Below are 15,783 nucleotides of genomic sequence, written 5' to 3'. Positions count from 1 at the left end.
GGCATTCATGCTGGCCAAACGGATTATCCCCTGTCTCGACGTGAAGGACGGCCGAGTCGTGAAGGGAGTAAACTTCGTCAATTTGCGCGATGCGGGCGATCCTGTCGAGCTTGCCGCTACTTATGATAAGGAAGGCGCCGACGAGCTTGTGTTTCTTGATATTTCCGCGTCCCATGAAGGGCGGGCCACGATGGTGGATGTGGTTAAGCGGACGGCAGGCGAAATTACGATTCCCTTTACGGTCGGGGGCGGAATCGCCCATGTGGATGACATGAAGCGGCTGCTTCGCGCAGGCGCGGACAAGATTGGCATCAATACCGCAGCCGTGACCAATCCTTCCCTTGTTAAGGACGGCGCCCGCAAATTCGGTTCCCAGTGCATCGTAGTGGCGATCGACGCCAAGTTTAATCCGCAGTGGGGAGAATGGGAAGTGTTCACGCACGGCGGGCGGAAAGCCACCGGCATGAAGGCGCTGGCGTGGGCGAAGGAAGTGGAGCAGCTGGGTGCGGGCGAGATATTGCTGACTAGCATGGACGCCGACGGGACGAAGGACGGCTTCGATCTGAAGCTTACGCGTGCCGTCTCGGATATGCTCGGCATCCCTGTCATAGCCTCGGGAGGCGCCGGAAGAGTAGGTCATTTCTATGATGTATTCGAGCAGGGACGCGCGGATGCGGGACTTGCGGCGACCATTTTCCACTATAAGGAAATGACGATTCGCGATGTAAAAGACGATTTGCAGCACAGAGGAGTGGAAGTTCGATGAGTAATACGGTAGAAACAGCGGCAGCTCAAATAAAGTGGAACGAAGCCGGTCTTGTGCCTGCGGTCGTCCAGGATGCCGTCAGCAAGGAAGTGCTGATGCTGGCATATATGAACCGTGAGTCCCTGGCGAAGTCGCTTGAGACGCGTGAAACGTGGTTCTGGAGCCGCTCGCGCGGCGAGCTGTGGCATAAGGGTGCGACGAGCGGGCATACGCAGCGCATCGTATCCATGCATTACGATTGCGACGGCGATACGCTGCTTGTGCGCGTGGATCAAAACGGCGCAGCCTGCCATACGGGAAGCTACAGCTGTTTTTTCAATGAGGTTGAGGGCCTCTCGGGTGCGGTTGGTCAAGAAGATGGCGGGAAGACCGGTGCGGCAGGCGATCGGTTTGCCATGCTCAATCAGCTTGAAGCGATTATTGCACAGCGTTATGCGGAACGTCCGGAAGGCGCGTACACGACATATCTGTTCGAGAAGGGCGTCGACAAGATTTTGAAGAAGGTCGGCGAGGAATCTGCTGAGGTTATCATCGCGGCCAAAAATAAAGACAATGACGAGCTTCGGTGCGAGACAAGCGATCTTATTTTTCACTTAATGGTACTTCTTCGCGAACGCGGTCTTCCGCTGGACGACGTAATGGCAGAGCTTGGCCGCCGTCATAACAAATCAAAACAGCCTTCCTGATCGCCGAACATTGATTTAGCCAAGCCGGGCCCGCAGCCGCGCCGGTCGGTTTGAGCCATTGCCGGTCAACACAATTTAAATGGGAGAGGGCGTGTCAACCGTTATGCGGATCGATTATCATACACATCATGCGCGATGCGGACATGCTATCGGCACGCTGGAGGAATATGTGCAAAGAGGCATCGATATCGGACTGGATCAGATCGGTCTCTCCGATCATATGCCGCTTCTGCATGTCGACCCTGCTGCTTACCTACCGGAGATGGCAATGCCGATGGAGGAGCTGCCGCGGTATGTGGAAGAGTGTTTCGAGCTTAAGGAGAAATATAAAGGCCGAATAGATGTGCGCGTAGGTCTCGAGGGGGACTATATCGAAGGCTGGGAAGATGCGATCGGCCGGATTGTTGCGGCTTATCCCTGGGACTATGTTATCGGCTCGGTTCATTTTCTGGGTACGTGGGACGTGACCGATTTTCGCCAAACGCAGGGTTGGGACAGCCGTGAACCTATGGCCGTCTACCAGCAGTATTATGATGCGGTCTGCAAAGCGGCTGCAACCGGCTTTTATGACTTTATCGGGCATATCGATGTGATTAAGCGTTTCGGCTATAAACCGGGTGCCGATGTGACGCATCTCGAAGATGCTGCGCTGGAAGCGGTCAAACGCCACGATTTGGCGATCGAACTCAATGCGTCCGGTCTTCGAACACCCGCAGCCGAGATGTTCCCAAGCCGGCGCATGGTGGAACGTGCCCGCGATTTGGGCATTCCGCTGACGATCGGTTCCGACGCGCATCAGCCGGAGCGGCTTGACCAATATTTGGACGAAGCCCGTACACTGCTGAAAGAGATTGGGATTACACAGTTAGCTTCGTTTGAAGGGCGAAAACGGCGTATGATTGATTTTTGAAAAATTCAGGATTCCATGTATAATGAAAGTTGTCGAAACAAGCTGCGGATTATCGCAAAATCTTAGTGGTTTAATCGCTCAGGAGGGTATCATGTTTAGCGACAAGCTGCGTATTTTCTCGGGTTCCTCGAACCCGAAACTTGCCGAACGGATCAGCGAAGAGCTCGGACTGCCGCTCGGCAAAATCAAAGTGTCCCGTTTCAAGAGCGGCGAGATCTATGTCCATTACGAGGAAACGATCCGGAACTGCGACGTCTTCATCGTACAGTCGTTCTCACATCCTATTAACGATCATTTTGTAGAACTGCTTGTCATGATCGATGCCGCGAAACGCGCTTCCGCGCGTACGGTCAACATTATCGTGCCGTATTACGGCTATGCGCGGCAGGAGAGAAAAGCTGCTCCGCGTGAACCGATTTCGGCGAAAATGCTTGCGGATGTTCTGACCACCGTCGGAGCTAACCGTGTCATCACGATCGATTTGCACGCACCGGCGATTCAGGGCTTCTTCAACATCCCGGTGGATCATTTGACGGCGCTTGATCTGATCAGTGATTATTTGAAGCTCAAAGACATCAAGAGCCCGGTTGTCGTTTCGCCGGATGCGGGACGCGCCTCCACGGCGGAGAAGCTCGCCAATTACCTGGACTCGCCGTTCGCCATCATGATCAAGAAGCGTCCCACTCACAACGAATCGGTGATCACCCATGTCATTGGTGATGTTGAAGGACAGACGCCCATCATCATCGAAGACTTGATCGACACGGGGACGACGATCGTCAACGTTGTGGAAAGCCTCAAGGAACGCGGCGCGGAGGATGTCTACGTATGCGCCACGCACCCGCTGTTCTCGGGCCCAGCCCTGCAGCGGTTGGATCATCCGAATATAAGAGAAGTCATCGTAACCGACTCGATCTCGCTGCCTGACAGCCGTTCAGACCGGTTTACGCTGTTGTCTGTCGCGCCGATGCTGGCGGAAGCGACACGGATTATTATGCAGGGCGGTTCGATCAGCACTCTATTCAAAAATGCGGGCGTGTAAAGCCGCAATAATACGGTATATTATCTGAATCGCGTGCACTCCCCGCGCCGAACGTACCCCTTCCTGTATGGAAGGCGAAACCGTCGCCCGCGGGTGGTCCGCGATTTTGCCACATATTCTTTCGTGTATGGAAAGGCTGCGCTATGGTATAATCGTACCAACTTTGATGTACCGGGGAGGTGCCTTGCGAATGAAAGAAAAGAAACGTGCGGCAGCCAGCCACAAAACGAAAATTATACCGATTCAATGGGACGCTACGTTCTTCTTCGAGCGAGCCGTACGCTCGCTGGATCGATATCATTACGACAAGGCACTGAAATATTTCCGGCGTGCTGTCGAATATGAACCGGACAATCCGGTGAACCATTGCAATATGGCCGGTATTTTGTCGGAAATGGGTAATTACGAAGGGTCCAACGACATCCTTCGCACCATTGTCGAGGAGCTCGATCCGGCGATGACGGAGTGCCATTTCTATATGGCGAACAATTTCGCCAATATGGAAATGTATGAAGCTGCCGAAGAATCGCTTGTCCGCTACTTGGAAGAGGATGCGGAAGGTCAGTTTCTCGATGAAGCGGAAGAAATGATGGAGCTGCTCCATTTTGAGCTTGAACGTCCGACCAAGCTTGCCTTTATTAAGGCGCGCGAAGGGTTCTACGAGCATGACCGGGCCCGAACGATGCTGGAGGAAGGCAAATTCGTGGAAGCCGTCAGACTGCTCGAGAGCATCGTCGAGAAGAACGGTGATTTTCTCGCTGCACGCAACAATTTGGCGCTTGCTTATTACTATATGGGCATGTTCGACAAAGCGATGACGACAATCGGCGAAGTGCTCGAGATTGAATCCGGCAACCTGCATGCACTGTGCAATTTGGCGATTTTCTATCAGCATTCCGGCGACAAGGCCCAATTAAAGCCGCTGGTCGAGCTGCTTCGCAAAACGGTTCCTTTCCATCAAGAGCATGTGTTTAAACTGGCAACGACGATGGGCATACTTGGTGAGCACGGCGAAGCTTACCGGCATTTCACGCGACTGCTTAAAGATACAACGCTGAAGTCCGATCCTTGTCTTTACCACTATACCGCGGTTGCGGCTTGTAATATGGGACGGCTGGGTGAAGCGGAACGGATGTGGCAGCAGGCAGGCAAGCTTGATCCCGAATCGAATGTGCCCGGCTATTATCTCGAGCAGCTCACTCAGGTTCGAACCGGCAATCATCCGTCGCCGACCAGCTACCACTATCATTTGCCGTTTGAGGAGCAATTCAAGCTGTGGGAGAAATCGAGCGATGCGATTCCCGATCATCTCAAGCGGGACCCGCTTGTCCGCTCATCATTCTTCTGGGCGCTGCGCCACGGCGACCGTCAAACGAAGCTGCAGGTTATCCAGGCACTTGGGCTGATCGCCGACAATGAAGTGAAGGATGCTCTGCGGGATTTCATTCTTGAGCCGCATGAGGACGATTACTTGAAGCGTATCGCGATCTTCGTACTCCGTTCGATTGGAGTGCATGAATCGCTTGAAGCTATACTGGAAGGGGAAAAAACGGTCATTGAGCACAGCCGCATGCCTTCTCGTCTACCGGTCTGGAATGAGAAATGGCAAGCTGTGCTTGAAGCCGCTCTTGTCCGCATGAATAAGCATTACGACTTGGTACAGCAGCACGATCTGCTCACGCTGTGGATCGAGTTCTTGTCCCGAGTTTATCCCGATGTGCCGAAGCTCGGCAAGGTTGAGGGCTGGGCTGCCGCGCTGGAATATTTAACGGCGAAGATGCACCGCCGGGCAATTTCGTATCATGAGGTTTCCCTGCGCTACGGCACTTCGATAGCGACCGTGAGCAAATGCGCCAAGCGCATTGATGAGATATGCGGTATCAAGGAGAAAATGAAGATGATTTTCCCTGCATTGGCGGCAGAGCACAGCGATTAATGAAAGTGGAATACGAAGGAGGATTTTAACATGTTCAAATCAATTATTATCGGTACAGGCCCGGCGGGATTGACCGCTGCAATTTACCTGGCCCGCGCAAACATGAACCCGCTTGTAATAGAGGGCCCAGAGCCTGGCGGCCAGTTAACGACGACCACGGAAGTGGAAAACTTCCCGGGATTTCCCGAAGGCATAATGGGACCGGACCTGATGGTCAATATGCGCAAGCAGGCGGAGCGGTTCGGTGCCGAGTTTCGTACGGGCTGGGTCAACTCGGTAGACACCTCGAAGCGTCCCTTCACGCTTCAAATTGAAGGCCAGGGCGAACTGCAGGCGGAATCGCTTATTATCTCGACAGGCGCTTCAGCCAAATATCTCGGCATTCCTAACGAACGGGAAAATGTAGGACGCGGGGTAAGCACGTGCGCCACCTGCGACGGATTCTTCTTCCGCGGCAAAAAGATCATTGTTGTCGGCGGAGGCGATTCCGCGATGGAGGAAGCAAGCTTCTTGACGCGCTTTGCTTCCGAGGTTGTGCTTGTACACCGCCGGGAAGAAATGCGCGCTTCCAAAATCATGCAGGACCGCGCCCGCGAGAACAGCAAGATCACCTGGGCGCTTAACCGCACACCGCTTGAGGTCGTAGCCGGCGAGCAAGGGGTAACAGGGCTGAAGGTGCGTGACAATGTTACCGGCGCGGAAGAAACTATTGAGACGAACGGTATTTTCGTGGCAATTGGCCATACTCCGAATACGAAGTTCCTCGGCGGACAGCTTGAAACAGACGAGACCGGCTATCTCATTGTGAAGCCCGGCACATCGGAGACCAATATCCCTGGCATCTTCGCATGCGGGGATGTTCAGGACAACAAGTACCGCCAAGCGATCACTGCCGCCGGCAGCGGGTGCATGGCTGCGCTGGATTGCGAGAAATTCCTTGAAGGCTATGCGATTCATGACTGGAGCCAGACGCTGTAATGCCGTTATGCGGCATACAGATTAATCTTATAAACGCGAAGCACGGGGAAGAGGCGCTGTCCAATATATAGTGGACAGCGTCGCTTCACGTAAGTCGGGCAGCTGACATTTTATACCGTAAACAGGTTGATTTCTATGGCCGGAGTGCCCTTTGGGGTGCGCTTGACCCGCTGCAACCGTTCGCTTATAGTTGGAACAGAAGCACCCCATACCATTATTTTTGAGGTGGACTATTCATGTCTGAGAAGATTGTTGTTGGTGTTGATATCGGCGGTACCACTATTAAAGTAGGCATTTGCAGCAGCGAGGGCGAACTACTTCAAACATATGAAGGCCCAACCGAGGTCGAAAAAGGGTCGGAAGCCGTTTGCAATAATATTGCCCAATATGCCCGGCATATTGTAGAACAATCTCCATATAATTGGGACCAGGTTGAAGGCGTCGGTATCGGTATTGCGGGCTTTCTCGATATTCCGAACGGCATCGTCAAATTATCAGTGAATCTGCATTTTAACAATGTGAATCTGAAGGCGTTCTTGGAAGATAAGCTGCAAAAAAAAGTGCTTGTTAATAACGATGCCAATGTTGCAGCGCTCGGCGAAGCGTGGGCGGGGGCAGGTCGCGGTGTGGATAATTGCGTCTGCTATACGCTTGGAACAGGAGTTGGCGGGGGAGTCATCGTAAGCGGTAAAATCGTTGAAGGCTTCAGCTGTATGGCCGGCGAGCTCGGACATATGTCCATCGTGCCGGATCTTGAGGCGATTCAATGCGCCTGCGGCAAAATGGGCTGTCTAGAGACGGTTTCGTCGGCAACAGGGATAATCAGGATGGCAAAAGACGCGGTGGAGCGGGGCGACCGCACTTCGCTGTCGTTTGTCACCAACATTATGGCCAAGGATGTCATCGATGCGGCCAAAGCAGGCGACGAGGTGGCTTCGCGTATTGTGAACCGCGCGGCGTTCTATCTTGGCAAGTCCCTTGCTGCAGTAGCGGTTGTGCTTAATCCGCAGCGGTTCATCATTGGTGGCGGCGTTTCCAATGCCGGTGATTTTTTGTTTGACCAAATCCGTGAGGTGTTTAAGAAGGTTACGCCGGATATTGCGCAAGAAGGCGTTGAGATCGTTCCGGCCATACTCGGAAATAATGCCGGTATCGTAGGCGCAGCGGGTCTTATTATTCGTTCTTAGCCGAACGTGCCAGACGGCTGCCAGTTGCAGTACTGCTGACAACTGCGTCGCAAAACGCGCGGCTGCCAGTTGCAGTACTAGGGAGGGATAGCGATGGATTCAGGCACAGCGATGGCGAAGCTGGTCATCATTACGGGCATGTCCGGCGCAGGGAAGACAATTGCCGTGCAAAGCTTGGAGGACCTTGGTTATTTCTGCGTTGATAACTTGCCGCCGGTACTTATTCCGAAGTTTGCCGAGCTGATCGAGCAATCGAATGGCAAAATCGGCAAAGTCGCACTCGTGATCGACCTGCGCGGGCGCGAGTTTTTCACGGCGTTGTCAGAGTCTCTTCAATATGTGAAGGATCATTACACGATCGGCTATGAAATTCTGTTCCTTGATGCGACGGACAGTGTGCTTGTACAGCGTTACAAAGAAAGCCGGCGCCGTCATCCGCTCGCGCCCGAAGGCCTGCCGCTTGAAGGCATCAAGCTGGAGCGCCGAATGCTGGAGGACCTGAAAGGCTGGGCGACGCAGGTCATTGATACGAGCAATCTGAAACCTGCGCAGCTCAAAGAGCGTATAATGTCCCGGTTTGCCAATAACGATTTGAGCACGATCTCGGTCAACGTCACTTCGTTCGGTTTTAAATACGGCATACCCATAGATGCGGATCTGATTTATGACGTTCGGTTTTTGCCTAACCCGCATTATGTGGACCATCTTCGTCCGAATACCGGCCAGGATCCGGAAGTGTACGAGTATGTCATGAAATGGCCTGAAACGCAGACGTTTCTCGTCAAGCTGCTTGATATGCTTCAATTTCTGATTCCGCTTTACCGCAAAGAAGGCAAAAGTCAGATTGTCATCGGCATTGGCTGCACAGGCGGGAAGCATCGCTCCGTCGCAATCGCCGAATACCTAGGCCGGATGATCGGAAGCAGCGACACCGAGCATGTCCGGGTGAGCCATCGCGATTCCGATCGCGACAGGCATTGAGGCACGCGATGACAGAACAACCGATAAAAAATCGGCTGCCGCGCATCGTCGTCATCGGCGGAGGCACGGGGCTGTCCGTCATGCTGCGCGGTTTAAAGCAGAAGCCTCTTGATATCACAGCAATTGTGACCGTAGCGGACGACGGAGGCAGCTCCGGTATCCTTCGCAACGAATTACAGATTCCGCCGCCCGGTGACATTCGAAACGTCCTTATCGCGCTTGCCGATGTGGAGCCTTTGCTTTCGGATATGCTGCAGTACCGGTTTAGCAATGGTACGGGGCTAGCCGGCCACAGCCTTGGGAATTTGATGCTGGCGGCGATGACGGATATTGCGGGCGACTTCGTCAGCGGCGTTCGGGAGTTAAGCCGGGTGCTGGCGGTCCGGGGAAGGGTTCTCCCCGCCGCAGGGCAGGCGATCATACTCCATGCGGAAATGGCGGATGGCACGATTGTCTCGGGTGAATCCAATATTCCGAAGGCGGGGCAGCCAATCAAGCGAGTATTTATCGAGCCGGAGAATGTCGAGCCGCTTGAGGAAGCGGTAGAGGCCATCCGAAGCGCAGATGCTATACTGATCGGCCCGGGAAGCTTATATACGAGCATCATTCCGAACTTACTTGTGCCGAAGCTTGCGCAAAGCATTGTGGAATCGGAAGCGGTAAAGATGTTTGTGTGCAACGTAATGACCCAGCCCGGGGAGACCGACGATTATTCGGTAAGCGATCATTTGACAGCAGTTCAAGCTCATATCGGACATCATTTATTTGATTATATTATCGTCAATAACGGAGAGATTCCGCCTCAGGTTCAGCTTAAGTATGCGGAAAAGGGTGCGAAAGCCGTTCACCTGGATCTCGATGAAGTGACACGCAGGGGTTATAAAGTCATCGCCGACCGTTTAGTGCTGTTTCGAACGTATTTGCGCCATGATGCCGCAAGGCTGAGTCATCATATTTATCAACTGGTGGAAAGCTGGATGGAACGAAAGAGGTGAGATCAGATGTCTTTTGCGGCCCAAACAAAAAAGGAATTAACGCTTATAGAGGCTGATTCCTGCTGCGAGAAAGCGGAACTGTCCGCTCTTATTCGAATGAACGGTTCCGTTCAAGTATCCAGCCGCAAAGTCATTCTCGATATTTCGACCGAAAATGCAGCCATCGCCAGACGCATCTACACCCTCATCAAGAAGCTGTTTGCTGTGCATACCGAACTGCTTGTCCGCAAAAAGATGAGGCTAAAGAAAAACAACGTCTATATTGTGCGAATTCCCGCTAAAGTGCAGGAAATCCTAAGTCAGCTGGGAATCGTCTCGGAAGGGTTTATGTTTAACCAAGGCATCGACAAAGAGATGCTTCGTAAACCGTGCTGCAAGCGATCGTATCTTCGCGGAGCGTTCCTGGCAGGCGGCTCTGTAAACAATCCGGAGGGCTCGTCTTATCACCTCGAGATTGCCGTCATGTACGAAGAGCACTGTAAGGCGCTGGTGGAGCTGGCGAACAAGTTCGGTTTGAACGCCCGCTGTATCGAGCGCAAGAAGGGGTTTATCTTCTACATGAAAGAGGGCGAGAAAATTATCGAACTCCTGAACATTATCGGGGCCCATCAAGCGTTATTCAAGTTTGAAGATGTTCGGATCATGCGAGATATGCGCAATTCCGTGAATAGAATTGTGAACTGTGAAACGGCAAACCTTAACAAAACAATAGGTGCCGCCGTTAGGCAGATCGATAATATTAAACTGCTGCAGAAGGAAGTCGGACTTGAAAATCTGCCGGACAAGCTGCGGGAAGTGGCCGAGGTCCGCCTTATGAATCCTGATATTAATTTGAAGGAAGTCGGCGAGATGCTTAAGGGCAAGGTAAGTAAGTCGGGTGTTAACCATCGGCTCAGAAAACTCGACGAACTTGCGGAAAAGTTAAGGAACGGGTAGCATAAGGCTAGTGTACTTGTCACAGAAGTGATATAATGGAGAATAAAATGACGTTTTTGCACTGTCAATTGCACGATTGAATTTCGTATAGGGGGTAAGGTTTCCATGACAAGGCATCCGGTTGTCGTTCGACTGAAGACAGGTCTTCATGCAAGACCGGCCGCACTTTTTGTTCAGGAAGCGAACAAGTTTTCTTCCGAGGTGTTCGTCGAGAAAGACGATAAAAAAGTGAATGCAAAATCAATTATGGGAATTATGAGTCTTGCAATCAGTTCCGGTACCGAAGTGACAATCAGTGCGGAAGGTTCGGATGCCGACCAAGCTGTAACCGCTTTAGTCAATTTGGTCAGTAAGGAAGAGCTGGAAAACCAATAGTTATAAGAAACGAACTTGCGCCTCGTTAGAGGCGATTCAAGTTCTTTCAAGTAAACTGCAGCACAGACATACTTAGTTTGGACAAGGAAAAGCTCCTATGCGGGGCTTTTTTCTGTTTCTAATTGCCTATATTTGGCGAAGGACCTTGCGTGCAACAAACAGAACGAATGGTACGTCTTAGAAAATAGAAACACAAAATTGAATGTAGGGGCTGATAATATGTTCATGAGGTGGGTTCGGCGGTCTTCATCGGAAACAGGTGCAGGCAGGGAGCGTGCTCCAAGGCGCCGTTCGATTCTGCTGCTCGCTGGAGCGCTTGCAGTTGCAGTCGGGATCGGCACAGCTATCGGGGCAGGAGGCGGAAAAACGGATGTGTACGCGCTTGATACCAGCGGCGCCGTAGAGAAAGGAATCATAACGGTAACCGGTTCAGGCGACCTGCAGGCCGCGCCTGACGTCGCTTATGTGAACGTCGGTATTGACACCCGGGCAGCAACGGCTAAAGAGGCTCAAGCCAAAAATGCGAATCAATTTGCCGCTTTGAAGAAGGTGCTCTTCGGCTATAACAAGTTAGCGGAAAAAGATGTGAAGACGACCGGCTTCTATGTTCAGCCGGAATATCGCTACAATAATAATGACGGAACGAGTAAATTAACCGGATACGTAGCCACGCACAGCGTACAAATTACAACACGCAATCTGGATGGAATCGGACAACTGCTCGACGGGTTATCTGCTGCTGGAGCAAACCGGGTGGACGGGGTGCAGTTCGATACGGAGAAGCAGGATCAATACGAGCTGCAGGTTCTCGAGAAAGCGGTAGCCAACGCAAAGGCTAAAGCGGAAGCTCTGGCAAAAGCGGCGGGAAAACAATTGAACGGTGTCGTCAACATTTCTCAGAACAATGTAAGCAGCACGCCGATTTTTAACCGAGGGGAATATGCAGCGGCGGATAAAGCGGCCGAAAGTGCCCCAACAACGGTACAGACCGGAGAAATAACGGTCTCGGCCAACATTACCGTAGTTTTTGCAATGCAATAGCCAAAAGCATAGAGGGCGGTCGCTAATCCATATGGGATCAGCGACCGCCCTCACGCATGTCGGTTGAGCAACGGTGCCGGATAAGGCAGCCGTAAGCTTCTATTGTGTTAACGCGCCTCGCTGCTGATGGACGTGATCGTCGGAAAGGCCGCGCTGCTCTATCGCTTGCTCGATTAAGGAAATAAATTCTTCCGAAAGTCGCATCGCTTTGGCTTCATGATAGACTTCAATTAAGTGGGTGTCGCTGAGCGGTCGAAGTAGAAGCGATTTATCCTGCATCGGCAAGAACAGATTGTGGGTTTCTTGTGAACGCGATGGAACTTCATGGTCATATGGTCGTTCGAATGCAGGTGTGTAGTGAGTATAGACGCGACCGGATTCACTGGATCGAATGAAATTTCGCACGCTTGCGAAGGGATTCGATAGTTTCATGCGTGTGCAACTCCGTTATAGTAGATTTCTTTAAACAGCCTAAGGGACGGTGAATATGGAATCATTTAGTACATATTAACATGAAATTAATGATGAGTCCTTATCAATTCAGCGGGCTGAATTTATCTTGACATATGGGACAAGGTGTGATATGGGGAATTGGTTTATTTGGACAGGAAAAAGAGCGCCGTTAAGGACCGGCGCTCTTCGTATTATATGAGATTTTACAGCTTTTCGATTACTTTGTCGACAAGTCCGTATGCCTGAGCCTCGGAGGCAGACATGAAATAATCGCGATCGGTGTCTCGCTCGATCTTCTCCAGAGATTGACCTGTGCGTTCCACCAATATTTTGTTAAGTGTGTCGCGCGTTTTCAAAATATGCTTGGCGCGGATTTCGATATCGCTGGCCTGACCTTGCGCTCCGCCAAGAGGTTGGTGAATCATTACTTCGCTGTTAGGAAGCGCGAAGCGTTTGCCTTTCTCGCCCGCGGCGAGAAGGAATGCCCCCATCGAAGCGGCCATGCCGACACAAATCGTCGAGACACTTGGTTTGATGAACTGCATCGTATCGAAAATGGCGAGACCCGCCGTAACTGAACCGCCAGGGCTATTGATGTATAGCGAGATATCTTTATCCGGATCATCTGCTGCCAGGAACAGCAATTGCGCTATGATGGAGTTGGCCACCATGTCGTTGACCGGCGTTCCGAGAAAAATAATGCGATCCTTCAACAAGCGGGAGTAGATGTCGTAAGCGCGTTCCCCGCGGTTGTTTTGCTCAATAACCATAGGCACGAAATTCATTTCCATCGTAAGGTCCCTCCTCAAAGTTTTTGTGCGAAACTACGAACTAGGCTTGATGACGGGTATTATTGGTGAGCCGTGTATTCTAATCATAACGGATTGGATTTTAAAAGTCAAAGATGGTCAAAGACTCGATATTAAAAAACCGGCAATGCCGGTGTAACTTGTGTTTATTGGCGCGCCCGCGAGGGATCGAACCTCGATCTCAGGCTCCGGAGGCCTACGTCATATCCATTGGACCACGGGCGCAAAAGTGATAGCGAAAATAAGTATATTTGATTGGGCAAAGAAAAGCAAGGGTAAGAACAAAGAAAAATTTGTGTAAATAGTGACAGAAAGTGATATGAGCAATAAATCCGGCTTGATCCTCCGATTTGTTTGGAGTACAATAGAGGTGGGACTAAAAACGGTCTAGTGGGACGAAAAACGTCCATATAGACAAAGCCAGCTTATTCGGCAATTGGAGTTGATGTTGAAGGATGCAGTCTCTCATCGAAATACAGCAGCAGCTTCTGCCGGATTTGCTCGTTGTCATGAAGAAAAGGTACCTAATTCTCCGTCAGGTTATGCTCTCGGATATGATCGGCAGACGGACGCTCGCGGCCTCGCTTCAATTAACGGAACGAGTATTGCGTGCGGAGACGGATTTTCTGAAAGAGCAGGGATTGCTTCACATCGATACCGCGGGCATGCGGATCACCGATGCCGGGCGGCGGCTGCTTGAAGACATGGAACCATTCTACAAGGCGGTGTTCGGATTATCCGAGCTGGAAGAGCGGATTTGCGAACATTTCGGCTTGAAGCACGTGACCATCGTTCCCGGGGATTCCGATTCATCCCCCCACTCCAAACGGGAGCTTGGCCGGGCTGGTTGCGCGGCTCTGCGCAGGGTAATGGACAAGGATGATGTCGTAGCCGTAACCGGCGGCTCGACGCTCGCTCAGATGGCTAACCAGCTGAGCACATCGACTCCGCTAAAAGGGAACTGGTTCGTACCGGCCCGCGGTGGACTCGGAGAAAGCTTGGATTATCAGGCGAACACCATTGCTTCAACGATGGCCAAACGTACCGGAGCACAATACAGGCTGCTGCATGTGCCGGACCATTTAGGCGAGGAAGCGTATCTCTCCTTGATGCAGGAACCGAATATTCGGGAAATCGTCGAGGTGATCCGCAGTGCCCGCATCGTCGTTCATGGCATCGGGGACGCTATGGTTATGGCGCGCAGAAGACGCGTTGACGAAACGGTAATCGAAGCAATGAAAGCGGAAGGCGCTCTGGCAGAGTCATTCGGTTATTATTTTGACCGGAATGGTGCCGTCGTCCATAAAATGCCGACTGCGGGGCTCCGCCTGGAAGACATTATGGATACGGAAGTGGTAATCGCGATTGCCGGAGGCCACAGCAAGGGCGAGGCTATTGCGGCTGTTATGCGTTACGGGCACGATGACGTGCTTGTCACGGATGAAGCTGCAGCTATGGAAATCGCTTCGATTATTGATAAAGAAAAGTAGAACCGGTGATCTTGACGGAGGCGGACGGCTCTATATGCCGAATCTGCGATCGTCTTGAGATATATTGAAAACAAGCTTAGGAGGAAGAGAAAATGGTAAAAGTAGGTATTAATGGATTTGGTCGTATCGGCCGTAATGTATTCCGCGCAGCTCTGAACAACCCGAACGTAGAAGTGGTGGCTGTGAACGATTTGACGGACACGAGCACACTGGCTCACCTGCTCAAATATGACACGACTCATGGTAAGCTTGAAGCAACGGTAGAAGCTAAAGAAGGCGCAATTATCGTTAACGGCCGCGAGATCAAAGTATTTGCCGAGCGTAACCCGGAGAACCTTCCTTGGGCTTCTGTAGGCGCTGAAATTGTCGTTGAATCGACAGGTATTTTCACAGCGAAAGAAAAAGCCGAGCTTCACTTGAAAGGCGGCGCGAAAAAAGTTATTATCTCCGCACCTGCCACTAACGAAGATATCACGATTGTTATGGGCGTAAACGAAGACAAATACGACCCGTCCGCACATACGGTTATCTCCAACGCTTCCTGTACGACGAACTGCCTTGCGCCGTTCGCGAAAGTAATCAACGACACGTTCGGAATCGTTAAAGGCATGATGACGACCGTCCACTCCTATACAAACGACCAATCCGTTCTCGACGTACCGCACAAAGACCTTCGCCGCGCCCGCGCTGCAGCTGAGAACATTATTCCTTCTTCGACCGGCGCAGCAAAAGCCGTTTCTCTCGTTCTTCCTGAGCTTAAAGGTAAGCTGAACGGTATGGCTATGCGCGTTCCGACTCCTAACGTTTCCGTTACCGATCTTGTTGTCGAACTGAAAGTAAACGTTACAGTTGAAGAAGTTAACGGTGCTTTGAAAGCAGCTTCCGAAGGCCCACTCAAAGGCATCCTGAACTTCTCCGAAGAGCCGCTTGTATCGAGCGACTACAATGGCGATCCGGCTTCCTCGACGATCGACGCGCTGTCGACGATGGTTGTTGAAGGCAACATGGTGAAAGTCGTTTCCTGGTACGATAACGAGTGGGGCTACTCGAACCGCGTAGTTGATCTTGCAGCATATGTGGCTTCCAAAGGACTATAATTAAAGGGCATCCCCCTAAATCCCCCTTCGAAAGGGGGACCCCGAGGGTTCCCCTCTGGACACCCAATATTCGTCGAAGGAGCTGCCAAGGCAGCTCCTTT

General features: G+C 51.8%; 16 protein-coding genes and 1 tRNA gene. 14 read left to right on the top strand and 3 right to left on the bottom strand.

The genetic code is table 11. The features are described 5' to 3' along the window. Positions 1-7 precede the first annotated feature (7 nt). The 12 genes from hisF to KZ483_RS00220 all read left to right on the top strand — a co-directional run bounded on the left by hisF (position 8) and on the right by KZ483_RS00220 (position 11,833). On the top strand, positions 8-766 hold the full coding sequence (gene hisF, locus KZ483_RS00275; RefSeq protein ID WP_220350839.1) for an imidazole glycerol phosphate synthase subunit HisF: 759 nt from the start codon (positions 8-10) through the stop codon (positions 764-766). Further along, positions 763-1,452: a bifunctional phosphoribosyl-AMP cyclohydrolase/phosphoribosyl-ATP diphosphatase HisIE gene (gene hisIE, locus KZ483_RS00270; RefSeq protein ID WP_220350837.1), complete on the top strand. Its 690-nt coding sequence runs from the start codon at positions 763-765 to the stop codon at positions 1,450-1,452. The genes hisF and hisIE overlap by 4 nt, the downstream gene beginning before the upstream one ends. 103 nt (positions 1,453-1,555) lie before the next feature. Continuing rightward, on the top strand, positions 1,556-2,362 hold the full coding sequence (gene hisJ / locus KZ483_RS00265; protein WP_220353175.1) for a histidinol-phosphatase HisJ: 807 nt from the start codon (positions 1,556-1,558) through the stop codon (positions 2,360-2,362). A gap of 91 nt (positions 2,363-2,453) precedes the next feature. Continuing rightward, positions 2,454-3,404, top strand: a complete 951-nt coding sequence (locus tag KZ483_RS00260; RefSeq protein WP_220353174.1) for a ribose-phosphate diphosphokinase — start codon at positions 2,454-2,456, stop codon at positions 3,402-3,404. 190 nt (positions 3,405-3,594) lie between these two features. Then, entirely contained in the window at positions 3,595-5,340 is a 1,746-nt protein-coding gene (locus KZ483_RS00255; RefSeq protein WP_220350835.1) for a tetratricopeptide repeat protein, read from the top strand. 30 nt (positions 5,341-5,370) lie between these two features. Continuing rightward, positions 5,371-6,318, top strand: coding sequence for a thioredoxin-disulfide reductase (gene trxB / locus KZ483_RS00250; protein WP_220350834.1), 948 nt, complete (start codon positions 5,371-5,373; stop codon positions 6,316-6,318). Between the two features lie 236 nt (positions 6,319-6,554). After that, the gene (locus KZ483_RS00245) at positions 6,555-7,505 is read left to right on the top strand and encodes an ROK family glucokinase (RefSeq protein WP_220350833.1); all 951 of its coding nucleotides are present in this window, start codon (positions 6,555-6,557) and stop codon (positions 7,503-7,505) included. 93 nt (positions 7,506-7,598) lie between these two features. Further along, on the top strand, positions 7,599-8,486 hold the full coding sequence (gene rapZ / locus KZ483_RS00240) for an RNase adapter RapZ (protein WP_220350832.1): 888 nt from the start codon (positions 7,599-7,601) through the stop codon (positions 8,484-8,486). Between the two features lie 8 nt (positions 8,487-8,494). Further along, the gene (gene yvcK / locus KZ483_RS00235; RefSeq protein WP_220350831.1) at positions 8,495-9,481 is read left to right on the top strand and encodes a gluconeogenesis factor YvcK family protein; all 987 of its coding nucleotides are present in this window, start codon (positions 8,495-8,497) and stop codon (positions 9,479-9,481) included. A 6-nt stretch (positions 9,482-9,487) separates the two neighbouring features. After that, complete coding sequence (gene whiA, locus KZ483_RS00230; RefSeq protein WP_220350830.1) at positions 9,488-10,417, top strand: DNA-binding protein WhiA; 930 nt, start codon at positions 9,488-9,490, stop codon at positions 10,415-10,417. Between the two features lie 105 nt (positions 10,418-10,522). Continuing rightward, positions 10,523-10,792, top strand: coding sequence for an HPr family phosphocarrier protein (locus KZ483_RS00225; protein ID WP_090583454.1), 270 nt, complete (start codon positions 10,523-10,525; stop codon positions 10,790-10,792). A 219-nt stretch (positions 10,793-11,011) separates the two neighbouring features. Then, positions 11,012-11,833 carry an SIMPL domain-containing protein gene (locus tag KZ483_RS00220; RefSeq protein WP_220350829.1) on the top strand — a complete coding sequence of 274 codons (822 nt, stop codon included), beginning with the start codon at positions 11,012-11,014 and terminating at the stop codon, positions 11,831-11,833. A 99-nt stretch (positions 11,834-11,932) separates the two neighbouring features. Here the strand turns inward: KZ483_RS00220 and KZ483_RS28250 are convergent, their stop codons facing one another. The 3 genes from KZ483_RS28250 to KZ483_RS00205 form a co-directional block, all read right to left on the bottom strand. Beyond that, positions 11,933-12,265: a sporulation histidine kinase inhibitor Sda gene (locus KZ483_RS28250; RefSeq protein WP_258881480.1), complete on the bottom strand. Its 333-nt coding sequence runs from the start codon at positions 12,263-12,265 to the stop codon at positions 11,933-11,935. 224 nt (positions 12,266-12,489) lie between these two features. Continuing rightward, positions 12,490-13,071, bottom strand: coding sequence for an ATP-dependent Clp endopeptidase proteolytic subunit ClpP (gene clpP / locus KZ483_RS00210; RefSeq protein ID WP_309568667.1), 582 nt, complete (start codon positions 13,069-13,071; stop codon positions 12,490-12,492). A 174-nt stretch (positions 13,072-13,245) separates the two neighbouring features. After that, positions 13,246-13,320, bottom strand: a tRNA-Arg gene (locus KZ483_RS00205). A gap of 230 nt (positions 13,321-13,550) precedes the next feature. Between KZ483_RS00205 and KZ483_RS00200 the strand changes: the two genes are divergently transcribed. Further along, positions 13,551-14,585, top strand: a complete 1,035-nt coding sequence (locus KZ483_RS00200; protein ID WP_220350827.1) for a sugar-binding transcriptional regulator — start codon at positions 13,551-13,553, stop codon at positions 14,583-14,585. 92 nt (positions 14,586-14,677) lie between these two features. Beyond that, complete coding sequence (gene gap / locus KZ483_RS00195; RefSeq protein WP_220350826.1) at positions 14,678-15,682, top strand: type I glyceraldehyde-3-phosphate dehydrogenase; 1,005 nt, start codon at positions 14,678-14,680, stop codon at positions 15,680-15,682. Positions 15,683-15,783: the final 101 nt, after the last annotated feature.

The sequence above is a fragment of the Paenibacillus sp. sptzw28 genome, from assembly GCF_019550795.1.
GTDB lineage: Bacteria > Bacillota > Bacilli > Paenibacillales > Paenibacillaceae > Paenibacillus_Z.
Note: the sequence above shows the minus strand (reverse complement) of the source record. Positions and strands in the feature narration are given on the sequence as shown.

Excerpts from the sequence above, each read along its gene's own strand:
- hisF (WP_220350839.1), top strand. The coding sequence starts at position 8 with ATGCTGGCCAAACGGATTATCCCCTGTCTCGACGTGAAGGACGGCCGA.
- hisIE (WP_220350837.1), top strand. The coding sequence starts at position 763 with ATGAGTAATACGGTAGAAACAGCGGCAGCTCAAATAAAGTGGAACGAA.
- hisJ (WP_220353175.1), top strand. The coding sequence starts at position 1,556 with ATGCGGATCGATTATCATACACATCATGCGCGATGCGGACATGCTATC.
- KZ483_RS00260 (WP_220353174.1), top strand. The coding sequence starts at position 2,454 with ATGTTTAGCGACAAGCTGCGTATTTTCTCGGGTTCCTCGAACCCGAAA.
- KZ483_RS00255 (WP_220350835.1), top strand. The coding sequence starts at position 3,595 with ATGAAAGAAAAGAAACGTGCGGCAGCCAGCCACAAAACGAAAATTATA.
- trxB (WP_220350834.1), top strand. The coding sequence starts at position 5,371 with ATGTTCAAATCAATTATTATCGGTACAGGCCCGGCGGGATTGACCGCT.
- KZ483_RS00245 (WP_220350833.1), top strand. The coding sequence starts at position 6,555 with ATGTCTGAGAAGATTGTTGTTGGTGTTGATATCGGCGGTACCACTATT.
- rapZ (WP_220350832.1), top strand. The coding sequence starts at position 7,599 with ATGGATTCAGGCACAGCGATGGCGAAGCTGGTCATCATTACGGGCATG.
- yvcK (WP_220350831.1), top strand. The coding sequence starts at position 8,495 with ATGACAGAACAACCGATAAAAAATCGGCTGCCGCGCATCGTCGTCATC.
- whiA (WP_220350830.1), top strand. The coding sequence starts at position 9,488 with ATGTCTTTTGCGGCCCAAACAAAAAAGGAATTAACGCTTATAGAGGCT.
- KZ483_RS00225 (WP_090583454.1), top strand. The coding sequence starts at position 10,523 with ATGACAAGGCATCCGGTTGTCGTTCGACTGAAGACAGGTCTTCATGCA.
- KZ483_RS00220 (WP_220350829.1), top strand. The coding sequence starts at position 11,012 with ATGTTCATGAGGTGGGTTCGGCGGTCTTCATCGGAAACAGGTGCAGGC.
- KZ483_RS28250 (WP_258881480.1), bottom strand. The coding sequence starts at position 12,265 with ATGAAACTATCGAATCCCTTCGCAAGCGTGCGAAATTTCATTCGATCC.
- clpP (WP_309568667.1), bottom strand. The coding sequence starts at position 13,071 with ATGAATTTCGTGCCTATGGTTATTGAGCAAAACAACCGCGGGGAACGC.
- KZ483_RS00200 (WP_220350827.1), top strand. The coding sequence starts at position 13,551 with ATGCAGTCTCTCATCGAAATACAGCAGCAGCTTCTGCCGGATTTGCTC.
- gap (WP_220350826.1), top strand. The coding sequence starts at position 14,678 with ATGGTAAAAGTAGGTATTAATGGATTTGGTCGTATCGGCCGTAATGTA.